This is a genomic window from Dysgonomonas sp. 25 (assembly GCF_010501075.1).
Classification (GTDB): domain Bacteria; phylum Bacteroidota; class Bacteroidia; order Bacteroidales; family Dysgonomonadaceae; genus Dysgonomonas.
This window is the reverse complement of sequence record NZ_QVMN01000004.1, coordinates 61,671-79,656: the sequence shown is the minus strand read 5'-3', so window position 1 is coordinate 79,656 and position 17,986 is coordinate 61,671. Positions and strand designations below refer to the sequence as shown.

Sequence of the window (17,986 nt, the reverse complement as noted above, 5' to 3'; positions counted from 1 at the left end):
GAACATTCTTCCTGCCGGTTTTGTTTAGCCGGGCTGCTTGTCAAAAAGTATTTCGGACTATTTTTTCAATGTGAACAGGAACTCCAATCCCGCTCCGGGACGGTTTTTCACCTGAATTTCGCCTTTGTGCATCGTCACGGCATTGCGGACAATGGACAAGCCCAATCCCGAACCTCCCGTTTCGCGCGTACGGCCTTCGTTCACCCGATAGAAGCGTTCGAACAAGCGGTTTAAATGTTCTTCGTTCACCCCTTTCCCCGTATCGTAATAGGAAAAATACACGAACTTCTCGTCCTGCATATAATTGGCGATGTGTATCTCTGTTCCCGCACCACCATACGCCAACGAGTTGTCGATCAGATTACGGAAGATGGAATACAACAATGTATAGTTACCATTTATCGACAAATCACCGGGAACGGCAATCGCCAACGCCACGTTATTCTGTAACAACTTGTCGGACAAGTCTATCCTGACCTCGTTTATCAATTGCAGAAGATTAATCTTCTCGAATGTAAAGCGGGACGACGATTCCTCTATCTTGCTCAACAAGCTCACATCCTCAATCAGATTCGACAAACGGATAGATTGCATATACGCCTTATCGATAAACTGCTTACGCTTTTCTTCGGGCAAGTGGTTTGCGTTCAGCGTTTCGAGGAAACCGCGCAGGCTCGTTACCGGCGTGCGCAATTCGTGCGCAATATTATTGGTCATTTCCTGCTTGATAAGGCGCGTTTTCTCGGCTTGGGTAATATCCTTGATGGCGATTTCGAAGCTTTTGTCCTCGTAGATAATAGTCCGTATCACAAATGCTTTTCCGTTGGCATTCAGCTGGAAAGAGAAATGATTTTTCAATTTCGCTTCGTCTGCCAGGAAATCTCTCAACGGGCGGAATTTTTCGCTGCGAAATACCTCATTAGCATCCAATACCGGCCTATCCATAATCATATTCACATACTGAATAAAATGGGTATTGAAATATATCTGCTTCTGATCGGCATTGAATATGGCAAAGCCTTCTTCCGAAAAACGGAAATGACGTATCAGTTTCTCGCGCTCCACCATCAATGCCTGTTTGTTTTTCTCCTTCTGGTCGATAAGTTTGGTAAGCTCTCCGCCTATCTCGCCCAATTCGTCATCGGGGAAGGTTATATTCTTTTGCAGCGGCTTGTCGTTCTTGGCAAGCGACACCAGATCCTTCAACCGGGTGATCGACTGGCTGAATCGTCCTGCGACATAATTCAACAGAATCAATACGCATATAAACAGCGCCACCACAATGTAAATAAACATATTGTCCGCCTTCAGCAGGTTTTTCGTCTGTATATCATAGGGCAAGGCTACACGTACAAAACCGTCGGGATAGCTCTTAGCATAGTAAAGATACTTACGCTGCGTAGAGGTCGACAGGCGGATGTGGCTTCCCTGCTTTTTATATTGAGCCTGCAATATCTCGGGTCTGTCTAAGTGATTATCGAGTTGGCTGACATCTTGCACCTGTTTGTCGTAATCTACCGTCCCATCGGGCTCTATCACCGTCACGCGTATCTCTTCGGGCAGGATAGAAATCAGAGCACCAAGACGATGCATAGAACTATCATTAAGGCTATTAGACACTATATAGCCATGTATCACATCGGCATAACCATCGAGTTTTGTCTCGAGTGCCTCGGTGCGGTATCTTTTTTCTTCCTTCTGCTCTACAAAGATTATACATGCCGCAAAGACAGCGAAGATGATAACGAAACAGAAGAATATGCGTTTTTTATAAGTCAGTTTCATTTATAGCTATATTTTCGATTATATTAAATCAATTCAAAAATAAAATATACTTTTGCATCACTAAAAGAGAGGGTATGAACGAAAAACTTAAAGGCGGATTATTAGTCTTTCTCGGAGCTTGCAGTTTCGGGGTATTATCCACAATCGTCAAATTTGCATATGCCAATGGATATACACTTGGCGAAATAACAGGCTCGCAAACGTTTTTCGGGTTCCTCACACTCTGGTTATTGTATTTTGTCTCTACAAAATTCAAAAAACAATCAGCCGGCAACACTTCCCCCGAAGGACAACAAACGCCTACCAAATGGTGGAAAGTCTGCTTAGCCGGAATGTTCACAGGCTTGGTCGGCATATTCTATTATCAATGCGAAAGCTTCTGCCCGCGTCGGTAGCTATTATCCTGCTGATGCAGTACATCTGGATAAGCATGCTGATCGAAGCTATCGTTTTCAAGAAGAAACCGAGCCGCAAGCAGCTCTTGCTATTGGTTGTCGTCTTATCCGGCACATTTCTGGCCGCCGGAGTATTCAGCACAACCATCGTTATCAACCTGAAAGGCATCATCTTCGGGCTTATTGCCGCTACCTGCTATGCCATCTTCGTCATCTCGAGCGGACGCGTCGGCAATGACCTGCCTGTCCTGAAAAAGAGCGCTTTGATGGTTACAGGAGCATGCGCCATCACCTTCATCATATTTCCGCCACTGTTCTTTTTCAACGGTGTACTCCTCGGCGGACTATATATGTGGGGATTGAGCCTTGCCCTGTTGGGTATGGTCGTCCCTCCGTTACTCTTTTCGATGGGGATGCCGCGTGTAGGCGTATCCATAGGGGCTATCCTCAGTGCAGCTGAATTGCCGGTCGCTACCATGTCTTCTGCCTTTATCTTACACGAACAGGTAGACATCATCCGATGGTTGGGCGTCGCCCTCATCCTCGTGGCCGTGATAGCTACCAATATCAAAACGACGAAACCCCGTTAGGTTTTCCCCCGTATTGCTATTGCGGGCTGAATGTGTAACCATAGCCCGTGCGGTTAATGATATAATCGCCAAAGTGTCCGAGCTTGCGGCGCAAACGGGTGATGTGTACATCCACCGTACGTTCGAGAACGATGCCGTCGTTCTTCCACGCCTTATCGAGTATATCGCTGCGGGAGTATAATTTCCCTTCGTTCTGCACCAACAGTTCCAGAATATTGAATTCTGTTTTAGTCAATTCTATCGGTTGACTATCAAGTAATACGGTTTTTGACTCCAGATCTATTTTCAGTTCGCCTATTTCGATTATTTTCTTCGCAGGCTTATCCACGGGAACGGCCATCCGTTTCAGTATATTCTTTACTCGGGCAATAACTTCTTTGATAGAGAACGGTTTGGAAATATAATCGTCCCCTCCGATAGAAAAGCCCGTCAGCATATCGTTCTCGGTATCTTTTGCCGTGAGAAAAATAATCGGAATATTATTCCCCGCTTTTCTCAATTGATCGGCAAATTTGAAGCCCGATATGCCTCCCATCATCACATCCAGCAGGATGAGCCGATGCTTGCCGGACAATATTGTTGCAGCAGCTTCCGCCGAATCGGCCGAATCGACCTGATAGCCTTCATTTTCGAGGTTGAATTGCAGGATTTCGCGAATATCCGGTTCGTCGTCTACTACCAGAATAGAGAGGGGTTGTTCCTTATTTGTTGCCATGTCTGATATCTTTGCCTTCGGTCAGGTATATCGTCGCCTCGGCGATGTTGGTTGCGCTGTCTCCGATACGCTCGAGGTTGTGCGATATGCTGTCGAAGTTGATTATATTCTGAATCTTCTCTTCGGACAATTGCTTATTGGCAAATGTCTGCTGTAAAGATATTTTAATTTTCCAGAATAGCTGGTCTACTTTATCATCTTCTTTGATTATCTCATAGGCTACATTCGGATCTTCGTTGCCGAAAGAGAATATCGCATTGCGCAACATTTCGCTCACATAGCCCAGCATCTTATCTATCATTTTGGCTATTTCGGAAAAATCCTTGTCTTTCAACTCCATATCTTTCAGGAAGTGAATAATATTGAGCAGCATATCCCCTACCCGCTCCAGATTGGAGGTAATATCCTGATAGGTAATTATTTTACGCAGATCGGCAGCTTTCGGCGTGAACTGGAAGATAGCAAATACAATCTCCTCGCGTATCTTCACTTCGAGGCGGTCGATAATGATTTCATTCTGTTCCGCTTCCGCAATCAAAGCATCTATTTTGTTGTCCTGCAACAACTTTGTCACAATTTGCAGTTGCAGCAAAGTTGTTTTCGACAGTAGTTCAAAATCATTCAGCAGTATCTGCAACTGCTTATTTTTCATATTGATGGTCATATTTTTTTAGCTTTTAGCCATTAGCTTTTAGCCAATAGCAGTTTGTTTATAATCTTCATATCCTAATAGCTACCGGCTATTAGCTAACAGCTTTATCCGAATACCCCTGTCAGGTAATCTTCTGTACGCTTATGTTTCGGCTTGGTAAACATCTGCTTAGTCGAACCATACTCGACCAGCTCGCCCAGATACATAAACATCGACTTATCCGAGATACGCGCCGCCTGCGACATATTGTGCGTAACGATAATTATCGTATAATGCTCTTTTAGTTCCAGAATCAGTTCCTCGATACGGTTGGTCGAAATAGGATCGAGTGCCGATGTCGGTTCGTCCATTAATATAACTTCCGGTTTGAGGGCGATAGCACGGGCAATACACAAGCGCTGTTGCTGCCCGCCCGAAAGGAAAGTCCCTTTTTTATTGACCGAATCTTTCACCTCGTCCCAAAGCGCTACGCTGCGCAGGCTTTTTTCGACGACCTCGTCGCGCTCCGGTTTGCTGAGCTTGATTCCGTTCAGTTTATAGCCTGCAATCACATTATCGTAAATACTCATTGTAGGGAAAGGATTCGGACGCTGAAAGACCATTCCTGCCAAGCGGCGGACTTTCATCGGATTCATGTGGAAAATATTCTCCCCCTTGAGGAGAATCTCACCCGTCGTTTTTATTTCGGGATAAAGCTCGTGCATACGGTTTATCGCACGCAGCAGGGTACTCTTCCCGCAGCCCGACGGCCCCATAATAGCTGTCACCGTGTTTGCGTCGAAGCCTGCATTCACATGCGCTACAGCCAGTTTTTCGGGCGAATAGGCTACCGAAACGTCTCTCAGTTCGAGAATATAATTGTTTACTGAATTTTCCATTTTTTAGCAATGCTTTTAGCCAGAATATTTATTCCGAGTACAATTAATAATAATAGTAATGACGACGACCACACAAGGTCTGCCAGATTAGGATCGTTATAGAACTCCCAGATGAGCAACGATATAGCGCTCGTCGGGTGTGTTATATCCCATGTAACGATGGATGCGCCCAGAACCGTAACCAGCAGCGGCGCTGTTTCGCCCATCACACGCGAGATAGCGAGCAACGAGCCGGTAAACAACCCTCCGAAGGCTGATGGTACGAGTATGCGCAACACAACCGATGTGTAAGAGCCTCCTAATGCTAAGCCTGCTTCTTTGAGCGATGCAGGGAGCATTTTCAGGCTTTCCTCGGTCGAACGGATAATCATCGGCAGCATCATTATCGCCAACGCAACACTACCTGCCAATGCCGAATAGGTATGCATCGGCATCACTACCCAGACATATACGATAACCCCGATTACGATAGACGGTATTCCCTGCAACAGGTCAGCCAGATTGCGGACAAATCCCGCCAAGCGTTTCTTCGGATTTTCTGCCAAATAGATACCTGTCATAATCCCCACAGGAACGGCTATCAGGATAGCGGCTGCCAGAATAAGCAATGTACCTGTAATCCCGTTCAATATACCGCCCGGAATAGGGCTGTCGCTCACGCGGGCTATCATAGCCTCCATAGACGTAGGGGCAACTTCGGTAAACAAGCTCAGATTAAATTGCTTATAGCCTTTCTTTATCAGTTCCCACAAAATGAGGAAAAGCGGCACCATCGTTACGGCCGAAAAGAAGCATACCATATAGAAGAACAAATTGTTCTTGGCTAAACGGAAACGGGTGCTTGAGAAAATTGATTTTCCACCCCCATCCGGCTTCCCCCCAAGGGGGAAGTGATTTCTGGACTCCTCTTTTTTTGAGAGGTCTAAGGAGGTGGATATAGTCGGATTTTTCATATATTTTTTATCAATAACTTTTTTCCTTTTAAGCAGGCATACGGCTCTGCCCTACTCGTACACTTGTAACTGCCCGCAGGGCGAAGTAACTTGTAACTATCTATTTATGACTTTCATTATATACTTGGCTACGAAGTTGATAGATGCCGTTATGAGGAACAACAACAACCCGATAGCCATCAATGAACTCAGTTTCAATCCGCTTGCCTCGCCAAACTGGTTAGCAATAATACTCGCCATCGTATTACCCGTATCACCCAACCCCAGTGGGATATTATTGGTATTACCGATAAGCATCGTGACGGCCATCGTTTCGCCTAAGGCACGTCCAAAGGCAAGGATATAAGCGGCGAAGATACCCGAACCGGCAACGGGTAGGCTAATGGTTCGGATTACTTCCTGATTGGTTGCTCCCAAGCTATATGCTCCTTCTTTCAAATCGTTGGGCACCATCGAAATAAACTCGGTACTGAGTGAGGAGGCATAGGGGATTATCATAATAGCCAGAATGATGGAAGCCAGCAATATGCCGAATCCCTGATCGTTAATTCCTAAATCTACAATTACCGGGCGCAGGACATAGAATCCCCACAAACCATAGACAATGGAGGGGATACCTGCCAACAAATCGACAACCGAACTAACAATTGTCGAAATTTTCTTTTTTCTGAAATATTCTCCATTGAACAAGGCTACCGATAGGGAGAATGGGATACAAAACAGCAGGGCTAATATCGCTGTCAGCATCGTCCCTGCAATAAAGGGCAGCGCCCCGTAAACATCATTTCGGGAGTCCCATTCTCCCGAAGTGATAAAATTGATTATTCCAAATTCCGAAAGGGCTGCTGTACTCTGGCTCACAAGCCCGTATATAATCCCTGCCGTGAGCAGGATGATAAGGCACGAGGCCAGTAACAGAACGCCTTTGAATAGTTTATCTTTCATTATTTCAAGACTGCTTGTCCGTCGAATGTTATTGCTTTAATCGCTGCTTTTGTTTTCTCAAGGGCTGTACCGGATAATGCGGCATAATGCGTCTTCACCGCCACACGCTGTCCCTCTTCGCCTGTCATATAATTAAGCAGGTTTGCCAGATTCTGTACCTGTTCTACCGTACGCCCGTTATAAGACTGCTCCTTGTAAACGATAACCCATGTGAAAGTGCTAATCGGATAGGCTTCAGGGTTAGACGAATTGGTAATCATCAGACGGGTGTCATCGGGCATGTCCACATTAGCGGCAGCCGAAATACTCTTATCATCCGCAACGATATAGTTGCCCGAGCTGTTTTGCATCTGTGCAGCCGGAATAGCCAAAGCCAATGCATATTCAGAACCGATATAACCTATCGAACCGTCTGTCTCGGCTATTACTCCGGCAACACCCGGGTTACCTTTAGCTGCAATACCGGCAGGGAAGTTCAATGATTTCCCTTTGCCTATGGCATCTTTCCATGCAGCATCGGCTTTGAACATGTAGTCAGAGAAAACATAGGTCGTTCCGCTACCATCCGAACGGTAGACAGGGGTAATGGCTTTGTCGGGCAAATTAACGCCCGGATTGATTTCCTTTATACGTTCATCGTTCCATTTTGTTATCTCTCCCCTGTATATTTCCGAAACGACCTTTGCATTCAATTTCAGGTCTTTTACTCCGTTCAGATTATAGGATAGCACCACCGCACCGAGAGCGGTAGGCACGTGAATTATGTCCGAACCAAATTCTTCCAGTTCCGCATCCGACAGAAATACATCCGTCGCGCCGAAATCGGCTGTTTTATCTTTCAGGCTACGGATTCCGCCACCACTACCGATAGCACCATAGGTTACATTTACTCCCGAATGTTTAGCAAAATCTTTGAATACGATATTATAGAATGGTGCGGGAAAAGTCGCTCCTGCTCCTGATAATTTCGAAGACTGATTGCCACATGATGTGAAGATGAGGGCAATGATAAAAGAAAAAAACAATACTTTTTTCATAATGTTGTATCTATTTTAAAAATTCTAATACAATATTATTCAAGTATTGTGACAGGGGTATTACGCTAATGTTACGTTTCGGTTAAATCTGAAAACAGTAGACAGCTTAACGGGTATATTAGTAAACAAGTAAAGAATGTTTACTTGTCAACTCGTCTACTATTGTCTATTAATATCAGAGATTAAACTCTAAATTAATAAACAAATACTGTTCCGATTTGTTCCGGTCGGGATTGATATTGCGGATATTGGGAGATATTTTCAATTGCTTGACCGGCTGAAATTCGATACCGCTAATCATTAGCTGTCCGTCGTTGCTATTCCACGGGTCGGTGAAATTGGACGGAGATTTGGAATCCATATTATCATAACGGGCATACACACGCCACTTGGGCGCAATTTTGACCGAAGCGTATGCCGAATAACCATAATATGATTTCTTGTCGATAAATCCTTTGTTGAAAACACGGCTATATTCCACTCCTCCCGAGACACGCTCGTCCATATATCCGGCAAATAAGGCCATGGAATATTGATTTTTATAAGTTGCATCCAATACACCTGCAGGCAAATCGTCGCGCATCAGCGTGTCTTTCTTGGTATAGATGTCTCCGTATGCACGTAATACCATATTTTTGACAGGCTTATAAGTCAATCCTAAGGCATAACGGGTACTCTCATTCTTCTTCACCTTTTTATATCCCTCTCCGTTGGCAATGGTGACATCTGCCGAGAGTGAGGGTGCAAACTGGTAGGCTGCCGTAACACCGACATCTACGCTGTGGTGCATCTTATTCTGGTCTTGGAAAGATTTCAATACATAGCGGTGATACCAATATTTCTCCTGCACATTAAATGCCAGCATGCCGATCTCGCCCACACTCACATCGAAGCCATAATCTCTCCACCTGACATAAGCATTGCGGAGATAAACCTCGTAATTTCCTTTTTCGTCTTTCCCCGATGCTCCGTCTATAATCACCTGCGCCTCGAGTGTAGGCGTAAATTTATAATTATAGCCCAGAAAGGCACGCGTGATGTCGAAACCGGTATCTTCGTTCGTATTGCTGCTCAAACCAGTGCTATAGTCGATAAATGCACGGGCTATGATTTTGCCCGACGGTTTGAATGCAACGGTATCTTTCTGCGCATATACACCTGATGCACAAACGAGTAACAGGGTAAAAAAAATAAATCTCCAATTCTTCATAGTCTCTTTCTTCTTTTGTTTCGGGACAAAAGTAGACGCAAAAATATACAATCCTACTAAAGAACGGTTAATATCCTGTTAATATTTTCCCGGAAGCTATATATAACAAGAAAAACCGAACCCTGACGGGGTTCGGCCTCCTTAAAACTATTTGCGATACAAATAATTAGTTTATGGAACCTTGTAGAAGGTTATTTCATCAAATCCTACCATTCCGGCGTAAGATGCATATGTATCCGGCATAACGAGCTTAACATAGCGAGCCGAATGTACTTCAGGCAAATAATCCGACGCTTGCGAATCATAATTTGCCAGGAAGAGTTTTTGGTCAATCTGTACGAACGAACCATCATCATGCGTCACGCCATTCTCATCTTTTGTGCTGACATATATTTTCATCGTTTTCAGATATTTGAAGACCGAATTCTGTATCAATATTTTGTCGAATTGTTGTACAGACTTCATATCTATCAATATCCAATGTGGCAGCCCGGCTGTTCCTGACATCCATGCGTTAGAACTTCCGGCTAATCCATCTATCAAATTAGTACAATTGTAATAGCTTAACGAATAGATAGAAGAAGCCGTAACGGTCCATCCTGTCGTATTGAGTGCAGGCCTTGGATATTTCGAGTAAATCCAGATAAATTCAGATTCGATATTATCACCATCCGTAGATATAGCTTTCAGTTTGGTGATACCAGTCGTCAAAGGAGTAACGATTCCGTTCGCATCAACACTGGCAATAGCAGGATCTTCTATCTCGTATCTGAGTGTACGGTTAGCGGCAGTCTTAGGCAATCCACTATACACCGTTCCGGCATCGAAAGTATTTCCTGCGTCTATAAAAGTATATTTATTTCCCGGAACCAATGAAATAGAATCCACCAAAGCTGTTACATGAACAACACATTTGGTCTGTGTCCACGACTCTCCATTAGGTGCGACAACTATCAGGTGTCCAAAACCACCATCCATGGCCTCAATCATCCCCGTAGGGCTAACGGTAAAGACTTTGGCATTGTTCGACACATAAGTCACATCAGCATTTTTAGGATCTGTTTTTATTTCGAGCTGATGTTGATCGTAACGCATCAGGAAGATCGTGTCATTATCAGTGCCCAAAATTTCTATATCTTTCACATCCTTCGAATCGTCATCGTCAGAACAGGCTGAGAAGGCCAATATAAGCACTGACAATAAAAGGAGTATATTTATCTTTTTCATAATCTTTTTATTATATTATTTTGAATTAACCTTGTAAAAGGATGTAGCCCCACATACAAACTCGCAGAGCTACATACCTCAACCTCTCTTATCTCCCAACCTCTACTCTCTCGTTTAAGAACCATTGCGTAGCTACACTGGCTTCCTCGCCATAAGCATTATGGCCGTGGCCTGTAGCATCTGCAAATGTATTGCCTGCACCTTCATTCATTTTCCAATAGGCTTCGAGTCCCGGAGTTTCAGGATCTACTCCGTACATGCTGTTTCTGATTTGATCGGCCGTACGGGCAACTGTCCAGATTCTCAACTGGCTACCCCACATCTTAGATCTCATATAACCATCATTAGCTTTTTCTCCACAGAAATGGAAATCACCTTTTAACATTGTAATTGTTGTTCCGGGCGAAGACATACGTGCATCTTCTACACCATTCACATAGAGAATTACGTTCGTACCGTCGTTTGTAAGTGCAACATGATACCATTTATCTGCTTTGAATTGCGTTTTACTATTCAAGCGTGAGCCCATAGTCACGGCATTGAGCGTTGTTCCCGGAAGGCCGGTATCGCCAAATCGCATAAAGATCTTCTGACCTCCACCTGCGGTGAATATGATCTGGTTGTTCATCTGTCCCACACCTTCTCCTAACTGGCTGATTTTAAACAACATTTCAACCGTATACCGGTTTACAACAAGATCGTTTTGCATGGCTAATATCATTGTGTTTCCACGTTGGAACATCGGCACGTCGGCCATTGGTATCGGCATAATAGCAAAAATATAGTTCGATGCCGACTCGAGGATAGCATATCCATCAGCGGACGAGATGCCTACCGGAAGGGCATAAGTCATACCCGACTTATTCATTTCGTCGCTCAATGGCTCCAAATGAATATTAGTAGGTGCAGCAGACTCTCTACCGGCCTCTATATTAGCGTGAGTATCCGAAAAAGTATAATAAGTTTCCGGCAGAAGCAGATAACCTGTACCATTTCTTTTGTTGTATTCTGTCAGGTAATCTTCGTTAATATCCAGCGTTACATCCAAGTCGCTTTTCACTGGTCTATCCGTTCTGACGGCAACCGAAACGGTTCTTCCGCCGACATCAACAGTCAACTGTTCCGATTTGTCTATATTGCGGGCATTGGCTAAGTATACAACATCTCTCACCACATCATCATTAGCATCATCACAGCTCGAAAATCCAAGATGAAGCATAAGGAAGGCTATTCCTAACAGACATATATTCTTTACTTTTGTTTTCATAGTTGAATTTTATTAGAGTTTATGTTTATTTTTTCTGGGCAGAATTCATTATTTGAATAGCTTCGCGCATATACGGATAAAATCCCGATTTTTTGGCTACTTTATACTCATATTCCATATGATATGTACCACAACCACCTTTGCGCAGTAATTTTCCGTTATAGATAGGTTCCCACATCGCAAAACCCTTCAACGATTGCACACTTTCGCCATCACGTGTCGTATAGCCAACTCCGCCTGCCATTGCAAAACTCTCGAAATTCTCGGTACAAATATATTTTGCGGCTACCTCCTCAGGAGTCATATAAGCTGCAAATTTTTCTATCGGCTTTTTTATTCTGTTCTGGTCGAGGCTGGTATCGCTATTGCTACCTCCCAAGTTACCATAAGTTTGCTCGATAAAGTAGTCAAAGTAAGGACCCGATTCAGGTGCAATAGAGTGAGGTTCGCCATCGATAGCCAACAGTTTTCCTGTTCCTGATTTAGGACCAAAGTATTTTCCTAACTCATCGATAAAGATATGCATACGGTCTTCGTAGCTGGCCAGATTACCTGCTCCTCCGTGATATGGCTCGTGGTCGATATCGAATCCGTCAAAACCGGCGGCATTTACACTATCGGCAAATGCTCTTGCATATTTCCGGATAGCAGCTTCCTGTTTCACCGGATCAGTTGCATCCCATCCCCAGAATTCATTTTTGTCTACACCTTCGGGTGTCAGGTTATCTCCCACATTCATCGTAAAAGAACAAGCCATCACTTTCACACCTTTTACTTTGCGCACATATTCAAAATCGGCTCTCTTTTTCTCATTGAAAGTGTATGGATGCCATGGCCCCCACAGAGAGATCACATCGATACTGTCGGGCAATCCTGCCATACAGTTCTGCAAACTGGCTCCTACACCTGTCCAGTTACCAAACCATCCGAAGCTGACTTGTCTGTCGCGGTAAGTAGCCTTCCAGGCTCTCAGGTCGGCATAATATTCGTCGGTTTGTTCAGTCGAAAGGAAATCCTTTTCCTCAGTTTCCGTCCAGTCGCTACATGCAGTACCGATACCGGCAAATAGCAACAAGGTTGTGATGTATAATAATATTTTTTTCATCGTTTTCAGTTTTTATGATTTGTGTATAAAACCAAATTATTTGAATTTACCAGTTCGGTTTTCCAACTTTTTTATCCCACCAGAGTCTGGTACTATAGTTATCAGCTCCTCCGAGTAATGAGACAGCACCATTATAGTTCGCCGTATTATTCAATCTTTCGTCAGGAGGGAACGGAATGCGCGATGCCAGACGTGTAGCCAATGACGCATCTGTGTTCTGAACTCTCGGCACGGAGAAGAAACGAGGATAACCCGTACGACGGTGTTCGCTCCATGCTTCTGTTCCGAGCGGATAAAGTGCAATCCATTTCTGCGTAATGATTCTTTCTAAGTTTTGCTCGTCAGTATCTGTACTTTCCCATTTGATTGTGATAGTACTCAACGCCGCAGTACTGTTATTCGGAGTCAGATTCGGGTCGACATAAGCTGCCTGAGTTTTCGTATCATTTTCGATGTAAGTATCATAACCCGATGCCGCATGCTGCTCGAAAGAGAGGCGTACTGCTTCGCGGTAATAGTCTTCGGCAGTTCCGCCGGGAAGATCGCTCCATCTGAGTTTAGCTTCGGCTTTCAGGAATGCGATTTCCGATGCAGGCATCCAAAGAACTGTTTTCTTCGATTCCGGCTCGTTCGGTGTCGAATATTTCAAAGACCAGTTCTTGTCGAGCAGAATACCTACCCGAAGTCCATTGTATTTTCCATTTGAGAAAGTAGCCTCGCCATGAGCAAAATAAGCCGACATACGAGGATCGCTGTAACCTTCCATGTAAGTAACAATATCTGCAGCTACACGACAATCCGAATAAGAATCCCACATAACATTCAATGGATTCCGGTTAACTGTAATATTGGCATTATCGCCATTCGAGTCCATCAAGAGTGATTCGTTATCCATTAACTCTCTGATACCTGCCTTTGCATACGCCTCGTCGGCATACACCATACGCATCAGGATACGGAATTTAAGCGAACGAGCAAATTTGAGCCATTTGCTGAAGTCTCCGCCATATACGAGGTCGGCTTTGTACATACTTCTATCCGATGGGTTAGCCGCTACGTAGAGTGTTATCTCATCAATTGCAGCATCCAAATCATCAATCATTTGCTTGTATACAATATCCTGGCTATCGTATGCAGCAGCAATACCTCCGGTTCCTTCACTCAGCTTAGAATAAGGTATCGGCCCATACATATCGGTCATCCGGTGCATAGCAGCAATTCGCAATATCTGTGCCCAAGAATAATAAACCCCTTCAGCCTCTGTGAGTTCTTTTACTTTTCCCCATGCTTCATATGTTTTTGGGAAAACATCGTTATACGGCGAGTTTATCCAACCATCACCGGCATTGAAAAAAGAGAAAGTCGTAGACCATCCTCCGTTTGTAGTGGCAAAATAGCGTCCATAAATATGTCCGATCAGATTTTCACTCATTTGATAAGCATTCTCCTGAACGGGTATCACATAATTCTGCATCTGTTGTATCATCGAATTCAACAGCACAGGCCTTGTCATTTCTTCTGCAGTCGGTTGATCTCCACGCTTATTATAGTCTCCAAAGTTATCCGTACATGAAGCTGTACATAGCAGAACAAGCGCCATTAGCGATACTCTGACTCCAGTAAGCGATAATATATTTTTCATAATAATCTTAAGTTTATGTTTTAAAATTTAACCTGAATATTAAACCCGATGGTTCTCAGACTCGGTTGCATAAAATAGTCTATTCCCTGGAAGTAAGTTCCTGTCGACGCTGTAAGTTCAGGGTCGAACGGAGCTTTGTTATATATCATCCACAGGTTGCGTCCAACAACAGATGCTTTCAGGTTCAACTTGTTATCGAACCATTGCGATGGGAACGAATAACCCAAGCTAAGTTCCTGCAAGCGGAAGTTGGTAGCGCTATAGATATAATGAGAGTAAACTTTTCCGGCACCGATAGTCTCATACCATGTCTGAGCATCTACTGTTCCGTTGTTGACAGGGATACCACCTTTGTCTCGTGCAATTGCAGTCGCTTTTGTCACCCCGAAACCATCTAAGATAGCCTGGGTAGGAGAAGCTACAACACCACCGATACGTCCTGTGATGAGGAACGAAAGGTTGAAGTTTTTCCAGTCGAAATCATTGCGCCATCCTAAATTCCATTTCGGTAATACTGAACCGACTTTTTTCAGTTCATTTACAACATTCAATGAACCATTTGCCGGATCGACATAGATATATCCGTTCTGATCTCTTTCCAATTCGTTGGTTGTCCACAAGTCGCCCATAGTTCCTCCCTTTTCAAGACGAATCTGGAGAGAACCTGTACCTCCTGCGTTATACGTATCCAATGATATATATTGGTTCAGATCAGGATCATAATAATTATCGATCAGTTCTATAACTTTATTTTTGTTATAACTTGCCGTGAAAGTCGTATTCCAGGCCACCGCTCCCAGATGCTGATTCACCGAGACAGAAGCTTCCAATCCTTTATTTTCGACATTTCCCGATTGAATATACATACTCTTATATTTCGAAGATGCTGAAATCGGAACAAGGAATGTCTGATTTTTCGTATTCGATTTGTAGAACGTAAGATCTACATTTACTTTGTCACCAAAGAGTTTCGAGCTTAATCCGAGTTCCCATGAATCGGTTCTTTCCGGTTTCAGATTATGTGCAGGTTTGATACTTTGCGTTTCCCATTTATTTATAGATTGGTCATACGCATAAGTTGCATAAGAGATGTTAGCCGGGATAGCAGAACCTACCGAGGCGAAAGATCCGCGCACTTTCATATAAGAGATGAAGCTTGGCAGATCGACCATTTCGCTAACTACACCTGACAAACCTACCGATGGGTAGAAGAATGAACTTTTGGATGTATTGGCTAACGGAGATGCCCAGTCATTTCTACCGGTCAACGTCAGATATAACATGCTTTTCCAGCCTGCTTCGACACTTGCAAAAACAGATTGAGTCTGAATACGGGTTCCTTCGTCTATATACATTGCACTACGGCCGTTAGGGTCGATATTCTGCGCTGTAAAGAAGTTCGGGATAACTTGCAAAGGACCCTGAACACCTAATGTACTCAGTTTGGAGTCCATGATACTTGTTCCGACATTCATAAACAATGTATAATCATCCCAGCGCTTATTAACAGTCGCAATCAAGTCAGCATAGCTCTGTCTGTCCTGTTCTTTTTGAGCGCGATAGAAACCTTCTTCTCCCGAGAACAGTTCGATTGTTGTCGCATTCAATTTGCGGGTAAAAGTTCCTGACGATTCGTCGATACGGGCACGTCCTTTTACATTCAACCAATCAAGAATATCGTATTGGAGACTAACATTTGCCATGTATCTCGACTTTTTAGTCCCTTGATTGTTACGATATGCTAACCAATATGGATTCTGCATGTTATAGCCCTGGTCGCCCCAAGCCCATTGCTGTTCGTAAATCTCACGTGTCGAGTTATAATCTTCGTACGTTCTTACAGCATTGAAATCTTCTCCGCGAGGGAAAGTATAAAGAGGCACTAACGGGTTGAAATATTGTCCTTGTGCAAGCATATTGTTATCTTTCTGACGAACATATGACAAGGAGAAATCCAATGTCATTTTTTCGTTCAGGAAGTTGGTCGTATTTCTCAACGTCACATTCGTACGCTCGAATGTATTATTTGGGATGATACCTTCGGCTCTTGTATCCGATAGCGAAGCATAAGTCTGGCTTCTTTCGCTACCGACTGACATACTCAATGAGTTTTGCACGTTGCTACCGGTATTGAAGAAATCTCTCGGACTGAAGCTTGAAGGAGTAGTCAGTTTCTCATCCGACCAGCTCGCATAAGCATTCGGTTTATTTCCGTATGTACGTTGAAACTCCGGCATTATAAATGGTTTGGAGAAAGTCGTTTGGTTAGAGTAAGTAATCTGAGGTTTTCCTACTTTCCCTTTTTTAGTAGTAATCACAATTGCTCCATTTGCAGCATCAGACCCGTAAAGGGCAGCAGCCGAAGGACCTGTCAGCACTGTAATGCTTTCGATATCTTCCGGGTTCAAATCAGCAATAGCTTCACCACGTGGCTGAAGGTTATATTCGTTATTATGTTCTAATGAACCCTTGTTAGTATTCATAATCGGAATACCATCTATTACATAGAAAGCATTATTGTCTTTCGTTATCGATTTTGTACCACGCATCACCACACGTGTAGCACCACCGATACCTGTAGCAGATGCGTTGATGTTAACCCCTGCAACCTTTCCCGAGAGAGAGTTCATGAAGTTGGCATCTTTTACGGTAGTCAAATCGTCGGAGTTTATTTGTTGTACATTGTAACTCAATGCTTTCTCTGACCTTTTAATACCCAGAGCCGTTACAACAACCTCTTCCAGAGCGATATTGCTTTCTTCGAGAGTGATATTAAATACTGTACGGTTTCCGACCGATAATTCCTGCGATTTATAGCCAACATAGGAAATGACAATTATGTCTCCGTCATTGACATTCAATGTGAATTTACCGTCGATATCCGTTTGTGCTCCATTGGTCGTCCCTTTGACGGCAACACTAACGCCGATAAGCGGTTCGCCCGTTTTATCTACAATCGTCCCCGAAATCGTTTTTGATTGTTGTGCAGCATTTACTTCTTTTTTCGAGAGAATAATATGATTCCCTTCCATAGAGTAAGTGATATCTGTACTACTGAACAATTCGGATAGAAGAGAGTTTACCGGTTTATCTACCACATTAACAGAGAGCTTTTGTTTAGCCTCTACCTTATTGTTGTAGATAAACAAATAGTCGGTTTGAGTTTCAATTTCAGTCAGTATTTTATCTAACTGAACATTCTTCATTTTTATCGATACTCTCGATGTCTGAGAATACGAATTTCCTGCATACAAAAACTGTACACTACATAGTAATAGCAGAATTGCTGTTCTCATAATTCTAAGGAATTGTTTAGCCGAATGATATTTTTTGGGAAAAACATCTGGCAAATCGTTATTTTTCATAGATTTGTAATGATAATAAAGTTAATACGATATTTTTGTATTGATTTTTTCAGCTATGCCAAAGAATGTTGCCGCATTTTTTGGCATTTTTTTTATCCATTTTAGTTGTTGTTTTTCATAAGCATTCCTGTTTTTTTTGTTTTTCTACTCCTTATATATTCATTTTATATATTCATTCAATTAGATTCAATTCCGGTAACGGTTCATTCTGTATGGAAAC

At 43.3% G+C, this 17,986-nt stretch carries 15 protein-coding genes; 2 read left to right on the top strand and 13 right to left on the bottom strand.

What is annotated here, in order from left to right:
- Positions 1–57: 57 nt before the first annotated feature.
- A complete protein-coding gene (locus D0T66_RS07960; protein WP_163356729.1) occupies positions 58–1,785 on the bottom strand; it encodes a cell wall metabolism sensor histidine kinase WalK in 1,728 nt (575 codons plus the stop codon).
- A 74-nt stretch (positions 1,786–1,859) separates the two neighbouring features.
- On the opposite strand from D0T66_RS07960, the gene D0T66_RS16350 reads away from it, so the two are divergent.
- Positions 1,860–2,180, top strand: coding sequence for a hypothetical protein (locus D0T66_RS16350; protein WP_255489773.1), 321 nt, complete (start codon positions 1,860–1,862; stop codon positions 2,178–2,180).
- Entirely contained in the window at positions 2,153–2,770 is a 618-nt protein-coding gene (locus D0T66_RS07955; protein ID WP_255489772.1) for an EamA family transporter, read from the top strand. Before D0T66_RS16350 ends, D0T66_RS07955 begins: the two co-directional genes overlap by 28 nt.
- Before the next feature lie 16 nt (positions 2,771–2,786).
- On the opposite strand, the gene D0T66_RS07950 is transcribed toward D0T66_RS07955, so the two are convergent.
- From D0T66_RS07950 to D0T66_RS07895, 12 genes are all read right to left on the bottom strand, one after another.
- Complete coding sequence (locus D0T66_RS07950) at positions 2,787–3,485, bottom strand: response regulator transcription factor (protein WP_163356728.1); 699 nt, start codon at positions 3,483–3,485, stop codon at positions 2,787–2,789.
- On the bottom strand, positions 3,472–4,137 hold the full coding sequence (locus tag D0T66_RS07945; protein WP_255489771.1) for a phosphate uptake regulator PhoU: 666 nt from the start codon (positions 4,135–4,137) through the stop codon (positions 3,472–3,474). Before D0T66_RS07945 ends, D0T66_RS07950 begins: the two co-directional genes overlap by 14 nt.
- 104 nt (positions 4,138–4,241) lie before the next feature.
- Entirely contained in the window at positions 4,242–5,015 is a 774-nt protein-coding gene (pstB, locus tag D0T66_RS07940; RefSeq protein WP_163356726.1) for a phosphate ABC transporter ATP-binding protein PstB, read from the bottom strand.
- The gene (pstA, locus tag D0T66_RS07935) at positions 5,000–5,815 is read right to left on the bottom strand and encodes a phosphate ABC transporter permease PstA (RefSeq protein ID WP_255489779.1); all 816 of its coding nucleotides are present in this window, start codon (positions 5,813–5,815) and stop codon (positions 5,000–5,002) included. The genes pstB and pstA overlap by 16 nt, the downstream gene beginning before the upstream one ends.
- 249 nt (positions 5,816–6,064) lie before the next feature.
- Positions 6,065–6,913, bottom strand: a complete 849-nt coding sequence (gene pstC, locus D0T66_RS07930; RefSeq protein ID WP_163356724.1) for a phosphate ABC transporter permease subunit PstC — start codon at positions 6,911–6,913, stop codon at positions 6,065–6,067.
- Positions 6,913–7,950, bottom strand: a complete 1,038-nt coding sequence (gene pstS / locus D0T66_RS07925; RefSeq protein ID WP_163356723.1) for a phosphate ABC transporter substrate-binding protein PstS — start codon at positions 7,948–7,950, stop codon at positions 6,913–6,915. Before pstS ends, pstC begins: the two co-directional genes overlap by 1 nt.
- A gap of 175 nt (positions 7,951–8,125) precedes the next feature.
- The gene (locus D0T66_RS07920) at positions 8,126–9,160 is read right to left on the bottom strand and encodes a hypothetical protein (protein WP_163356722.1); all 1,035 of its coding nucleotides are present in this window, start codon (positions 9,158–9,160) and stop codon (positions 8,126–8,128) included.
- Between the two features lie 171 nt (positions 9,161–9,331).
- The gene (locus tag D0T66_RS07915) at positions 9,332–10,387 is read right to left on the bottom strand and encodes a discoidin domain-containing protein (protein WP_163356721.1); all 1,056 of its coding nucleotides are present in this window, start codon (positions 10,385–10,387) and stop codon (positions 9,332–9,334) included.
- An 88-nt stretch (positions 10,388–10,475) separates the two neighbouring features.
- Positions 10,476–11,654, bottom strand: a complete 1,179-nt coding sequence (locus D0T66_RS07910) for a DUF1735 and LamG domain-containing protein (RefSeq protein WP_163356720.1) — start codon at positions 11,652–11,654, stop codon at positions 10,476–10,478.
- A 25-nt stretch (positions 11,655–11,679) separates the two neighbouring features.
- On the bottom strand, positions 11,680–12,759 hold the full coding sequence (locus D0T66_RS07905) for a glycoside hydrolase family 18 (RefSeq protein ID WP_163356719.1): 1,080 nt from the start codon (positions 12,757–12,759) through the stop codon (positions 11,680–11,682).
- 46 nt (positions 12,760–12,805) lie between these two features.
- Positions 12,806–14,401: a SusD/RagB family nutrient-binding outer membrane lipoprotein gene (locus tag D0T66_RS07900; RefSeq protein WP_163356718.1), complete on the bottom strand. Its 1,596-nt coding sequence runs from the start codon at positions 14,399–14,401 to the stop codon at positions 12,806–12,808.
- Positions 14,402–14,421: 20 nt separating this feature from the next.
- A complete protein-coding gene (locus D0T66_RS07895) occupies positions 14,422–17,697 on the bottom strand; it encodes a TonB-dependent receptor (RefSeq protein ID WP_255489770.1) in 3,276 nt (1,091 codons plus the stop codon).
- Positions 17,698–17,986: the final 289 nt, after the last annotated feature.